Annotated in this window: 8 protein-coding genes; 4 read left to right on the forward strand and 4 right to left on the reverse strand. The window is 45.5% G+C overall.

The features are described 5' to 3' along the window. Window positions 1-2: 2 nt before the first annotated feature. On the reverse strand, window positions 3-617 hold the full coding sequence (locus tag SIO70_RS21925) for an RNA polymerase sigma factor (protein WP_320574325.1): 615 nt from the start codon (window positions 615-617) through the stop codon (window positions 3-5). Between the two features lie 70 nt (window positions 618-687). Next, window positions 688-1,836: a GTP-binding protein gene (locus tag SIO70_RS21930; RefSeq protein WP_320574327.1), complete on the reverse strand. Its 1,149-nt coding sequence runs from the start codon at window positions 1,834-1,836 to the stop codon at window positions 688-690. Window positions 1,837-1,930: 94 nt separating this feature from the next. Between SIO70_RS21930 and SIO70_RS21935 the strand changes: the two genes are divergently transcribed. Beyond that, entirely contained in the window at window positions 1,931-3,337 is a 1,407-nt protein-coding gene (locus tag SIO70_RS21935; RefSeq protein ID WP_320574328.1) for a S8/S53 family peptidase, read from the forward strand. Here SIO70_RS21935 and SIO70_RS21940 read toward each other — a convergent pair. Both SIO70_RS21940 and SIO70_RS21945 read right to left on the reverse strand, forming a co-directional pair. Beyond that, on the reverse strand, window positions 3,326-4,138 hold the full coding sequence (locus tag SIO70_RS21940; protein ID WP_320574330.1) for a LytTR family transcriptional regulator DNA-binding domain-containing protein: 813 nt from the start codon (window positions 4,136-4,138) through the stop codon (window positions 3,326-3,328). The two genes, SIO70_RS21935 and SIO70_RS21940, sit on opposite strands and share 12 nt — an antisense overlap. Window positions 4,139-4,276: 138 nt before the next feature. Further along, entirely contained in the window at window positions 4,277-4,999 is a 723-nt protein-coding gene (locus SIO70_RS21945; protein WP_320574332.1) for an SDR family NAD(P)-dependent oxidoreductase, read from the reverse strand. A gap of 330 nt (window positions 5,000-5,329) precedes the next feature. Between SIO70_RS21945 and SIO70_RS21950 the strand changes: the two genes are divergently transcribed. Genes SIO70_RS21950 through SIO70_RS21960 form a run of 3 tightly spaced genes read left to right on the forward strand, consistent with a single transcriptional unit; the run spans window position 5,330 to window position 13,093 of the window. Continuing rightward, window positions 5,330-8,596 carry a TonB-dependent receptor gene (locus SIO70_RS21950; RefSeq protein WP_320574334.1) on the forward strand — a complete coding sequence of 1,089 codons (3,267 nt, stop codon included), beginning with the start codon at window positions 5,330-5,332 and terminating at the stop codon, window positions 8,594-8,596. Window positions 8,597-8,615: 19 nt separating this feature from the next. Continuing rightward, window positions 8,616-10,298 (forward strand): RagB/SusD family nutrient uptake outer membrane protein, encoded by a 1,683-nt coding sequence (locus SIO70_RS21955; protein ID WP_320574336.1) that lies wholly within the window; start codon window positions 8,616-8,618, stop codon window positions 10,296-10,298. 23 nt (window positions 10,299-10,321) lie between these two features. Continuing rightward, on the forward strand, window positions 10,322-13,093 hold the full coding sequence (locus SIO70_RS21960) for a SusC/RagA family TonB-linked outer membrane protein (RefSeq protein WP_320574338.1): 2,772 nt from the start codon (window positions 10,322-10,324) through the stop codon (window positions 13,091-13,093). The last annotated feature ends 2 nt before the right edge of the window (window positions 13,094-13,095 follow it).

Below are 13,095 nucleotides of genomic sequence, written 5' to 3' on the forward strand. Positions count from 1 at the left end.
CTCTAAATCATATAAGCGGTACCGTTAAGGAATTGTGAACACAATGTTAACAGAATGTAAACGGAGAGCCAATGGTCTGTTTGTAAACGGAGGCGGATCCTTTTGAGGGCAAGGGATATGGTATTCTTTACGGTTTGCTCTGAGAGTCCGTATTCCTGGGCTATTTCGCGGATAGACTTGGATTCCCAGCGGCTGGAAATAAAAACTTTCCGCATGGTATCATTCATCTTTGCGACTTCAGTATCCACCTTTTCCCGCATTTCGCCGGCTATCAACTGGTTCTCGACAGGGAAAGTACTGGGTTCGTCTTTTTCTAATAAGATAGTTTGCCGCGCTAATATTTTTTTATGTGCTATCTGCCAGTCTATTACAGAATAGTAGGCGGCACGGCACAAGTAGTTGAAGATTTTTTCGGGGTTTTGAATGTTGTACCGGTTATTCCAGCAGGAGATCAGTACTTCCTGCAGTATATCTTTGGAGTCATCTTCCGATCGCACGCGGGCATAGATATACTTATACAACGCTACATTGTAACGTAATACAAGTATGGCAAAAGCTTTCTCATCATTCTCCTGCTGAACTAAGGATAATAATTCCGCATCGGTCAAATTCTTCATATAAGACGGAGCTCTAAAGCGATGCGAAATTATTATCGAAAAAAATGGTTGTATGTTATGTTTAAGTTAACTACAAGGGAAACTCATCTGAAAACCTTTGTCCTCTTTGCATTGCTGCGATTTCCACAGGTGTGCATAAACAGTTTTCAAGTTCTATGGTAATTAGATCCTTGTCCATATCCTTGCCTATGATAACCAGTTCATTGTATCGGTCTCCAAAATTTTTATCCCACCTGCTTTCTATTTCTTCCTTGTAATCGAGGAAGCTGGCGTAGCGGATGCGGTCTTTGTAGGGCATACTGCACCACCATACACCGGCTTTTTCAGCGCGGAGACTACCACCGGCCTGACTCCAGTTAATAGCGTCATCCTGCCGGGAAGCGAGCCAGAAGAGACCTTTACTGCGAATAATGCCGGAGTGCCATTCCTCGTTTAAATATCGCCAGAAGCGGCCTGGGTGAAAGGGTTCACGACTGCGGAAGACAAAGCTGCTGATGCCGTATTCTTCAGTTTCCGGTGTGTGGTATTCTTTGTTGAGTTCTTCCATCCAGCCGGCTTGTTGACTGGTGGTGTCGAAATCAAATAAGTGAGTATTCAGTATGTCAGCAGGGGCAATTTTTCCAAATTCGCTGGTGATGATCTTTGCACCGGGATTGAGTTTTTTAACCATGGCTTTTAAAGTGCCTAACATCTCTGGTGTGACCAGGTCTGTTTTATTTAATATAATGACATTCGCAAATTCCAATTGGTCAGTAAGCAGGTTCACCACAGTCCGCTCTTCATGAATACGGGTGCTGCCATAGTCCTGGAGGAAGTTGAAAGAGTCCACAACAGTAACTAAGGTATCGAGTCTGGACAATTCATCGAGCGTGCCGTAGGTAAATGTTTGCGCTACGGGAAGAGGTTCGCTGATACCGGAACTTTCTATTAATAAATAGTCGAACCGCTTTTCATTGGCCAGCTTTTCTACTTCAATGAGTAGGTCTTCGCGCAGGGTGCAGCAGATGCAGCCGTTGCTCATCTCTACGAGTTTTTCTTCTGTTCGGTTGAGGGTATTTTCATTCTTTACGAGTTGGGCATCTATGTTCACCTCACTCATATCGTTGACAATAACGGCCACTTTCAGGCCTTCTTTATTATGCAGGATATGATTGAGCAAAGAAGTCTTACCGGCACCCAGGAAACCACTGAGTACCGTTACAGGCAAACGGTCTGTCATGATGATATGTGTTGTTTGCAGCAAAGATATGCAACTTTGTTGCAAACAGAAATTTTCCATAAAACTTTCGTAACTTCTGAATAAATCCTTTGTTATGAAACCCATCTACCCTATTCTGTGCCTGCTGGCACTCAGCGCCTGTTCCCGGAAGGATATGCTTCCTACTATCAACAATTCAAATCCTGACACTATAATTCCGAAATCTGCTATCAATGATTTTATTGAACAACGGCTTAAAGAGGAGGATCATTTCGACTGGACCATGGCCAATGATAGTATGTTGTGGAGTGCATTGATCCAGTCAGATAGTGTATTAAGCATAGGCTATAATACCGGCGATAAGGAGAAAGTATTAAAAGTGGTACGGGAACATGAAGGCGCGCTTATTTATCCATTCAAAGAAGGGAAATTGCCATTTCTTAATCTGAAAGTAGGTAATTATGCTACCATCAAAGCACTGCGTGGATTTGTTCGTTATGCAGATCCTATTGGCTATGGCGCTTATAGTCAGGCTAATGCAAGGCCAGCCAGTAGCCTATTAAATTTCGGCTGCGGGAGTAATACAGCCCAAACAAATATTGATTATACTTCGATACTCCCCGCAGCTAAACAATCCTGGAATTACACCTATCACCACATTCCTGAGGCATGGTCACAATCTACCGGGGCGAATATCAAGGTTATGATCATTGATACAGGTATCAGTGATGCGCAGGAAAACTTAGGCTCCACATTCAACCAGGGATACTCTTCGGGAAGAAGCATTACCCGTGCGGTGACTTATTCCGGAGCGACCACCAATGACGATTGCGGGCATGGAACCAGTATGGCGGGTGTACTGGCAGGGCCACGCGGCACAGATGGCAATACGGCAGGTATTGCCTACAATTGTAATCTGCTCATGGTACATGCGGCTGAAAATGTGGTGATCCTCTCTTCAAATTCCGTGAATGGTGTAACTGATGCTTATGTACTAGGTGCAGATGATCCGGATGTAAAGATCATCAGTATGAGTTTGGGTACTATTTTTAGCTATGGCCAGATCAAAGATGCGATTGCCTATGCTGATAGCAAACAAAAATTGATGTTCTGTGCAGCAGGTACTTCTTTTTCATTCTTTGCAAGTTTTGTGGGCGTGATCTTCCCGGCTAATCAGCCACAGGTACATGCAGTAACGGGGGTAAAAGATAACCTGACCACACGTTGTGATGACTGTCATGTAGGGAGCAAAGTAGATTTTACAATAGTGATGGAAAAAGCCAGTAACGGTTTGCATCCATTGAGTATTGCGATGAGCGGCGATGTACCTTCCACAGTAGGCGGGTCATCAGTAGCGACGGCCAGCTGTTCGGCCATCGCAGCATTGATATGGAGTAAAAACCCGGGGTATCCAAGGGATAGCATTATCAGCAAGATGCGGAGAGCAGGCTCCTACCCTGTGACCCGCAATAGTTCTTTTGGCTGGGGTGTGGTAAATGTGGCTACGGCCTTATCGCTTTAGGAAACGGTTATGTAAAATGCGTTGTAGTGTTTCTTCCTTCTGATATTTTGAAACAGTGATCTGAAAAGCACCTACATACAGCGTATTGCCTTCAATACTATTGATCTTGCCGATGGCCACCAGGTAAGACTTGTGTGGTTGTACAAAGGATGTTGCGGGCAGGTGCTCCTGCAACATCTTTAATGTAAGGTGCGTAATGATCTTTCTGTCAGGTACGTGAATAGCAACATAATTCTCCATGGCTTCGACAAAGAGAATGTCATTCACGCTGATCTTTTCCAGCTTGCTATCTACTTTTACAAACAAGTAATCGCTTGTGGATGGTTGGGTTTGGAAATGATCATAGATCTTATTGGCGGTTTTGAGAAAGCGTTCAAAAGAAATAGGTTTTAGTAAATAATCCAGTACTTCCAGTTCATACCCGTGCACAGCGTATTTTTCGTATGCAGTTGTGAATACAACCTTTGGCGGACGAGTTAGGTTTTTTAATAATTCAATACCTGTCATATAAGGCATCTCAATATCCAGGAATAAAACATCTACCTGTTGTTGTTTTAGCAACGAGTTCAATTCTATGGCATTTTCACACTCGCCTTTCAGATCAAGAAAATCTATCTTCTCAATATACACACTCAATGATAGCTTTTCAGAGGCACGTAATTTTTGCAGGCTGATAAAACTCTCCAGGTAATTCAATTCCTGTCTGACAGGTACCGTTAGTTGCTGGTCATACAATTGATATCTTATTAATGAAAGATAAGCACGCCAAAGATAGCGAGGATCCGGAGCCAGTCTAACCATGCCTGACGGGGAGTTAATTGCATAAGTTTGAGTTTATACAGGCAAATTAGCGTTGGAGGCAGGGAGGGGGAAATTAGTTTGACGTAAGGGCGGATTTTGGGGGTGTAAGGAGGATATAGAAAGAAAGACCTTTTAAAACTATGGCAATTTTGCCACCAACTTTTCAGGCATCCATCTCAATACCTGATATATAAGTTTCCATTTTATGCCCGGTACAATCGTAAACCCATTACCGGCATTTACAATTTCACGCGCAATAAACGGAGGTTCCATCAATAAAGACGCCGGGAGGTCAAGTCCGGCCGTCATCTTACTGCGTATATAACCTGCTACTATTACATTGACCACTATCTTTCTGGCAAACAAATATTGTCTCATCCCTGCCAGGTATTGCGTAAATGCCGCTTTTGTACTACCGTAAATAAAGTTACTTTTTCGTCCCCGCACACCAGATAATGAAGATAACCCGATGATCCGTTCCAGATGATCATTTCCCTTGTCATTTACAATGATATTAATGATGGATACAGCGCCGGCATAGTGTACCTGCATCATCCGATAACTTCCTTCCCAATCTGTCAGGGCCTGTTCATTCACGACCTGAAAACCGGCTGCATATACAACGATATGGGGTTTTGCAGGTAATGCAGCGTAGAAAGCCGCATGTGTTTCAAAAGCAATGGCATCAAAATAACAGATGGTCAGGCGGCTATTGGAAACATGCTTTGCTTCCATAAACGATTTTATCGCTGCAGTACTACGGGATGCTGCTATCACCTGATATCCTTTTACGAGATATAATAAAGTAGCTTCTTTCGCCACATCAGAATTGGCGCCGAGGATCAATACAGTTTTGGACATAAAAAGCAATCTAAGGAAAAACTAAATCATTTTAGCAACCCCATCGGCTAAAATCCTGCTATTCTTTGTTAATTCCCGCAAATACCCTCTCCATTTTTCATAATACTTTTCCATCCAGCATCATCCAACTGTAGTTATGAAAACAATTGTAAACGATTACTTTAATTCAACCAAGGGACAATATCCTTTATTACATCTACGCGAAAAACTGTTTTATTATGAAACGAATTGTAAACGATTACGTTCGCTACCTTTTTATATCGAATGATGCAAACGTTTGCAAACAACCACTAATCGGGGATTCCATTTTGTAAAAACAATTTCTACATCATGATAAAACGACTACTCTTACAATGGTCGGTAGCCCTCCTATTTCTTCAACTAATAGGATCACCCACCACCTACGGGCAAAGCACCCTTACTGTAAGCGGTACGGTACGCTCCGGCAATGAAGTGCTCATCGGCGTGAGCGTCTACCAAAAGAACAATATCAACATCGCTACCAAAACAGACGAAAACGGTCACTTCAAACTTACTGTACCAGACAATGCTACCCTGATCTTCTCCTTCATCGGTTACCACCGGCAGGAAGTGAATGTCAACGCACGTCCTATTCTCAACATCAACCTCGTCACGGAAGATAAAGCACTGGGCGAAGTGGTGGTTGTAGGCTACGGCAAACAAAAAGCGCCTACCGTGACAGGGGCTATTTCTACTGTTGGCGGCAAAGAGCTCGTCTCTACCCCCGTGTCCAACATCACCAATATGCTTGTGGGCCGTGCCTCCGGTATCAGTGCCGTACAGTCCAGCGGTGAACCCGGGCAGAATGCTGCAACCATCCACATTCGTGGTATTGCAACTTTAAACGGTCAGGATCCGCTCATCGTAATCGATGGTATACAGCAACCGGCAGAGCAACCTTACGTGGTGCTCAATGCCATGGATGCGAACGAAATCGAAGGCATCTCTATCCTGAAAGATGCTTCTGCTACCGCTGTATATGGTATCCGGGGTGCGAACGGTGTTATCATCGTCACCACCAAAAGAGGGAAACTCAATAAACCTACCTTCGGTTTCACCGCCAATGGAGGTTTTACAAACGCGACCTCCCTCCTGCCCATTCTCAATTCCTACCAATATGCCCTCTTCCGCAATGAAGGTGTCCGCAACGCGGAAGCCGCCGGCAACAGCAGCTTCGATAACCTGCTCTTCACCGACAATGAATTGTGGAAATTCAAAAATAACAGGGATTATACGACGGACGAAATCAACAGCCTTGAAATAGGGAGCAGCGACAGACAGGCACTGGCCAACAGCCCCGCCCTGTACTACACTTCCCATAACTATTTCAAGGAAATCTTCGGAGGTAAGGGCCAGCAACAACAATACAACATGAATATATCCGGCGGGGTTGAAAAAGTAAGGTACTTTGCTTCGCTGGGTTACTATCACCAGCAAGGTATTCTCAACGACTACAACTACGGTGGTGCTAATACGAATTCGAACTTCAAACGTTATAACTTCCGATCCAACTTCGACATCGACGTATTCAAAAACTTCCAGATCAGTGTGAACCTGGCAGGGCAATCAACCGTTGGACATGTGCCTTCCGGCGGCTATAGCTCTTCGGACCAGGGCGATCGCTACCAGCTCATCATCCAGAAGATCTTTGAAAGTAGTCCGTTCGTAGGGCCCAACTTCGTTAATGGTAAACTGGTGAATGGGTTTATCGGCACCTCCGGCGATGGCATCAATCCCCTTGTAGATAAAGGTGGCAGTGGTGTTTCGCCCATCAGTGACTTCCTCAGTGCCGGTACGCTGAACCAGTATATCACTACCCTCACCAGTACTGTGAACCTGAAGCACCAGATGGACTACATCACCCCGGGACTGAATCTGAATGGAAAGATCGCCTACGATGACAGTTATACGAAAGGCTTCTACGAAACTACCAGTATTCCGCTTTACAAAGCCATGCGCGATCCCAACAATCCTAACAACATTGTGCTTGCCGGTGGTCAGTTAAACCCTGACTACACCTCCGACAACTGGGGTAATGGTGCCTGGCGCAAAGTATACCTGGAAGCTTCTATCGACTACGCCCACAGCTTTGGCAACCACAACGTGTCCGCGTTATTCCTTGGCAATGCCCAGAAGTACACGGCACACGACCTGGCATATAACACCCCCTCCGGTTTAATGGGTCTGGTAGGCCGTGTTACATACAATTTTAGTGAACGCTACCTGCTGGAATTCAACATGGGCCTGAATGGTACTGAAAACTTCGCACCTAAGCGCCGCTTTGGTTATTTCCCCGCTGTATCTGCAGGTTGGGTCGTAACAAAAGAACCATTCTATCCTAAGAACGATGTGCTTACCTGGCTCAAACTTCGCGGCTCCTATGGAGAAGTGGGTAGCGACAGGCTGGGAACTCGCCGCTATCTCTACCTGCCCAATGGCTGGTCATCCAGTTCAAGCGGTTACTATTTTGGCAATAGCAATGGCAGCAGTGCAAACCCTTATTTCTCCGGCGCCAGCGAAACCACTTTGGGTAATCCTGATGTGACCTGGGAACGTGCAAAGAAACTAAACCTTGCCGCTGACCTACGTTTGTGGAAGGATAAGATCACCCTCTCTGCTACCCTCTTCAGGGAAAAAAGGAATAACATCCTCGTGAACCTGCAAACCATACCGGCTACCTATGGGGTGTCTTCTTCTATTGTACCTCCTGCGAATATTGGCCGCGTCAGCAACCAGGGTTATGAGATAGAGCTAGGGTACAATGATAATATTGGTAAACTCAGTTATTTCCTCCGTGGCAATTTCTCCTATGCGCGCAATAAGATTGAATACATGGCAGAACCGTCTTACCAGTACCCATGGATGAACGAGACTGGCTACAGCATTGGGCAGTACAAAGGTTATGTATGGGATGGTTTCTTCAACACGACCGAAGAACTGAATAACCGCCCGTATAATACGAACGGCAACCAGGCAAGACTGGGCAATATCCGTTACAAGGATATCAACGGCGATGGCATCATTGATACCAAAGACCAGGTGCCTATCGGTTACTCCAACCTGCCACGCATAGCCTACAACCTGACTATCGGTTTCTCTTATAAAGGTTTTGATATCTCTGCACTGTTTATCGGTACAGCACAGGGTTCTTTCCCACAATCCGGCTATGTGCTGAGTACCCCGTTTGCCAAGAACGTTGGCGCTGTATTCCAGCCTTACTACGATGGTCACTGGACACAGGAAAAGTATGAGAAAGGTGAAAAGATCACCTATCCCTCCTTCTCTTTCAGTGGTTCCGGACCCAATAACCTGTTCAGCGACTTCTGGCTCAAGTCTAATAACTTCAAGCGTCTTAAGAACCTTGAAATAGGTTACAGCATCCAGGACAGGGCATTACTCACGCGTGCGCATATTCGCAGTATCCGTTTCTATGCCAATGGTAATAACCTCATTACCTGGAGCAAAGAAGTGATGAAAGGCATTGACCCTGAGCTGGCGGACGATGGCAAGAACAGTATGGGATATATGTACCCGCTGACCCGCACGTTCAACTTTGGTACCAATATCCAGTTCTGATCCACTAAAAACATTTGAGATGAAACCTTACTATATTATATGCATGGTGCTGTTGCTGTTTGCCTGCCAGAAGGACTTTCTGCAAATGCCCATCTCCAATACAACAACGACAGATTCGATATTCTCTACAACTATCAAAGCGCAGGGAGCTATCGCCAACGCCTATAAGAAAGTGCTGTGCCAGGGTCTGCCCTACCAGGCTTACTGGAACTCACTCATCCAGGACAATATATCCGGTGCCCTTACCTATGGCTTCTCCTGGACATGGGGCTATGGTATTGCCACCAGTACCGGCCTCACAGCAACAGGCAATACGGAAGACATGGATGGCTACGCCTATAATTTCACCGCCATCAGACAAGCCTACCTGGTCAGGGAAAACATCGACAAGGTTACCGACATGACGGCCGCTGACAAAGCCATTGTGAAAGCAGAAATGCTGGCACTGATCGCTTACGACTATGAACAAATGGTGATCATGTACGGAGGGGTTCCTATCGTGACCAAATCACTGACGGTAAACGATGATCTGAATATTCCCCGTGCTCCTGTAGCGGAAGTAATAGATTCTATCAGTAGCTGGTGTGATGCAGCAGCAGCTGTATTGCCAGCCGTATGGTCTGCTACCTGGACCGGCCGGATGACGAAGTCCGCCGCCTTGTCCATCAAAGCAAAAGCGCTGTTATACGCGGCACGTCCACTCTTTAATACGGCTACGCCTTACCTGGATCTGGGAGCAAATAATAACCTCATTTGCATGGGCAATGAAGATGCTTCCCGCTGGCAAACGGCTGCCACCGCTGCCGAAGCTGTGATCAAAGAAGCAGAGAACAATGCAGGTATTAAGATCATCAATACCGGCAATCCGCTGGATGATTATGGAACAGCGACCTCCACCCCTGCCAATGCCGAGATCATACTGGCATTTAAATACGATGCCGGTGGTAGTGGCATGAACACGTTTTACAACATGCATAACTGGCAGGCATATGGGAACGGCCTCACCACCAGTTATCTTGAGAACTACTACAAAGCAGATGGAACCGACCAGGTATGGCCAACATCCACCACGGCCTTCTCTGACTACACCACCCGTATGCAGGCGATGGAACCCCGTTTTAAAGCGAGCTTTAAAGCATGGGAAATTGACACCTGGAACAACCCGAATGATAATAACTGGGCGAATTCCAACCTCTTTCAATGGGCGATGAACGTAGCCGCAGTACCTGTAAAGTTCTATTACAAAGCAGGCACCCGTAACTGGTTTGAGTTCCCTATCTTCCGCCTCGCAGCTTATTACTTATCTGCTGCAGAAGCGTATAATGAATTGGGACAATCTGCCAATGCACTGGCTAAACTCAACATCATTCATCAGCGTGCCGGCCTACCAGCTATTACTGAAACCGATCAGGCAAAATTGAGAAAGATTATCCAGAGAGAATGGGCGGCAGAGTTCTTCGATGAGAACTATTGGCTGCATGATATCAAACACTGGAAAAGAACTGACATCGGCGATGGCCTGATTGGCGGCGTGATTCGTACCCTGCATTTTAACAGTGATGTAGGCTCAAAAATGACAGGTAATACAGACTATCATGATGGCAAAATGTACCAGGGCTTCTGGGCACCCCGCCAGTTCCTAAATCCTTTCCCGCAAACGGAAATCAACAAGGGTACCCTGATTCAGAATCCCGGCTACTAATCACGCTTTAAAAATTATTGAACATGCGCTACAGAACGCTACTATATATGCTGGCCTTTTCCGGTAAAGTGCTGGCGCAATCCGTTCCGGATTCGATACCTACGGCTTCCGTGTCAAAGGTATCCGGGGAGGAATTATACAAGACACCGGCTGCAAATATCACCAATACCTTCTATGGCCGTCTGCCAGGTATCATTACCGAACAGGCCAGCGGCGAGCCGGGCTATGACAATGCCAGCTTTGTAATTCGCGGCATGGGCACTTACGATAATAATGACCTCGCCATATTTGTAGATGGATTTCAGGTGAACAATACCTACTTCCAGTATTTATCTGCCATAGAAATTGCGGAAGTTAAATTATATAAAGACGCCGCTGCACTTGCTGCCTTTGGTATGCGTGGCGCAAACGGCGTACTATGGATCACTACAAAAAGAGGCCATGCAGGCAAACCCACCGTACAGGTGCAGGTGAGGAATGGCGTACAACAGGCGGAAAATATCAATAAACCATTGCGGTCTTATGACTATGCACGGCTCTATAATCAGGCAGTGAGCAATGACCTGTACGCAGTAAACAACCATCAATATATTTACACGCCAAAGTATACCACCACACAACTGGAGGCGTATAAAAATGGTACTGGTACAGATATAGACTGGTTTGATGAGGTTCTGAAAAAGAACGCCGTATTCAGAGATGCAAATATTACTTTCAGTGGCGGTGACACGACTACCCGGTATGCACTCATCGTAGATTACATGAAGAACCAGGGTTTGTATAATGTGGAAACAAATTCCACTACTTCAAATGCACAGATCCAGCGCTTTAACCTGCGGGCCAACCTGGATTTTAGCTTCTTCAAAATATTCGAAGCCAGGGTAGACCTGGGTGGCCGTATTGAAGACAGGCGATATCCGAACTTCAACGGTCCGAGCTTATGGAATAATATGGCAGTATACCCTTCCAATGTGTACCCGGTGAAAGATGAAACGGGCAACTGGTCAGGTACGACCGTTTATTCAAATAACCCTGTGGCATCGCTGAAAGCACTGGGTTGGACATCGACACATGACAGAACATTACAGGCGAATTTTAACCTGAAAGAAAAACTGGATTTCATTACTCCCGGGTTATACCTGAATGAAGCAGTGAGTTTCAATACATGGACCAGAAGCGCTGCCAGCAAAACAGCTACTTATGCACGTTATTATAATGGCGTGCAAACGACAACAGATGTTACTTCAGATCTTGTAGCCAGTGCCAGTTCACCGACTAACCAGTACGACTGGAAACAAGCGAACCTGAGTGCAGGGTATGACCGTACTTTTGGTTCCCATGCTGTACATGCACTGGTGAATTACTTTGCCAGCAACTATATAGAAGACTGGAATGGCAATTTCAATGGTTCAGGATATAATACAGGCAATAATATCTTCCATCACTATACGAACTTAGGCGGCACCATTAACTATACATACCGTGAAAAGTATATGTTGGGCTTTGGTTTTGGATATAGCGGTTCAGACAACTATGCTATAGGGCAGAACCATGGTTTCTATCCGGCCATCTCTGCGGGATGGATCGCACTGACAGCGCCTCGTTACCTGAAAGTGAGAGCTTCTGCTGGCAAATCAGGAAATGAAAATTCTGCCCAGGGCAGGTATCTTTACCAGCAGTATTATGGCACCTCCACCGCATTCTATACGGGGGTGACCAGTTTGAATTCTAACACAGCCATCGCACCTACCTATATAGCCAACCCTGATATCTTTGCAGAGCACAGCATGAAGTATAATGTCGGCTTTGATATGACCCTGATTAAGAAACTGGATATTATAGCAGATGCATACATGGATAAACGTGGGGGTATAATCACCTACGATCAGGCCAGTTATGCCGCTACTATTGGCACGGCACTGATGTATAAGAACATCGGGAAGATGACGAATAAAGGATTTGAACTCACGATGAACTACCATGATACATGGAAAGGGTTGGGTTACCATGTAGGGGGCAGCATGCTGTATCATAAGAACACAGTAGACTATAAAGCTGAAATTGCGCCTGTGAATAGTTTTAGCAAAACGACAGGGTTATCTGTCAATACGCCCACGGGGTTAATATCAGAAGGGTTTTACCAGACAGACGATTTCAATGCAGATGGTACATTAAAGTCAGGACAACCAGTACCAGTTTTTGGTGCAGTACAGCCCGGAGATCTGAAATACAAAGACCTAGACAATAGCGGATTCGTGGATCAGAATGACGTGACTAAAATCGGGCATCCGGCCTATCCATCTCTGTATTATTCTTTTAATGCATCACTGGATTACAAAGGTTTTGATGTGGCGATCCTATTTCAGGGAGGTGCTGGTGCTGATTTCAATCTGCTAAATGCAGCCACGCAGACCCTGGCATTCGTAAGTAATAACAATGCCTTCCCAATGGCCAAAGGTGCCTGGGCCTATTATCCGTCAGAAGGTATTGACACAAGGAACACGGCTACCTATCCAAGGCTCACGACCCAGTCAAATACCAATAATTACCGGAATTCAACTTTCTGGATAAAGAAAAACAATTACCTGCGCATCAGGAATATAGAAGTAGGCTATTCTTTGCCTGAGGCATTCCTGAAAAGAGCACACCTGAGCCGTTTGCGCCTGTTTATGAGTGCGACGAATCCTGTCACCATCAGCAAGCTCTTAAGGGATTACAACTTTGATCCGGAGACCCCAACAGGATACCCTGGACTGAAGTCGTACATCGGTGGACTCAGTGTTTCATTTAACTAATA

Source organism: Chitinophaga sancti (assembly GCF_034087045.1).
Lineage (GTDB): Bacteria > Bacteroidota > Bacteroidia > Chitinophagales > Chitinophagaceae > Chitinophaga > Chitinophaga sancti_B.